The 800-nt window shown below is 71.2% G+C and carries 1 protein-coding gene; it reads left to right on the top strand.

The window, feature by feature from the left end:
• Positions 1-217: 217 nt before the first annotated feature.
• Positions 218-800 (top strand): TetR/AcrR family transcriptional regulator (locus tag KUM32_RS37135; protein WP_217146267.1); only part of this gene is annotated, 583 nt, incomplete at its 3' end.

Genomic DNA, 800 nt, shown 5'->3' with positions numbered 1-800 from the left:
GAAGGGAGCCCCGGGCCGACCGCGAGTCCGCTTCCGCGCACGCCGGCGACCGCGGTCGCTGGCCGTCTCGCCCCCGTTGCGACCACCGATTTCGGACGATCCCCCGCGTCGCCCGAAATCGGCGGCCAAACCGGTGTTCGCCCTGTTCAGAAGGGGCGGACAACCGGAGACCCACTGAGTATATTGGCTTCGAGCCAGTCAACGCAGGAGTTACAGCATGTCCCCGCGCAGCGCATCGGTCAATGAGGAGTTGCGCCGACGCTCCCAACAGCGTCTGCTCCAGGCGACCGTCGATCTTGTCGATGAGTACGGCTACGAGGCCACGACGCTCGCGAGCATCGCCGATCGCGCGGGCGCCGCACGCGGCCTGGTGTCGTACTACTTTCCCGGGAAGCGCCAGCTCCTCCAGTCCGCCGTGCACCGCCTGATGCACACCGAACTGGCGGCGGCGCTGGCCCGCGAACCCGTGCCGACCGGCGACGACGCCGGGCGCGAGCTGCTGGCCCGGGCCATCGACGCGATCCTCGGCCTCGCCCGGGACCGGCCCCGGCTGATGCGTACGCACATGGCGGGCATCCTGCAGGCGGAGGGCTTCATCCAGTGCGCCGAGCAGCAACGGCTGGCCGAGCTGCTCCGGGAGACGGTGGTCGCGTACGGCAGCGACGACCCCGACACCGACTACCGGCTGCTGCGCGCCCTCCTGATGGGCGCCGTCGTGGCCGTCCTGCTGCCCGGTGCGCCGATGCCGACGGCGCGGCTGCGCGCGGAACTCTTCCACCGCTACGGCCTCGACTGGGAGC

The sequence above is a fragment of the Streptomyces sp. AC627_RSS907 genome (assembly GCF_019049165.1).
The sequence above is the reverse complement of the archived record's forward strand: the minus strand, read 5'-3'. Positions and strand labels throughout refer to the sequence as shown.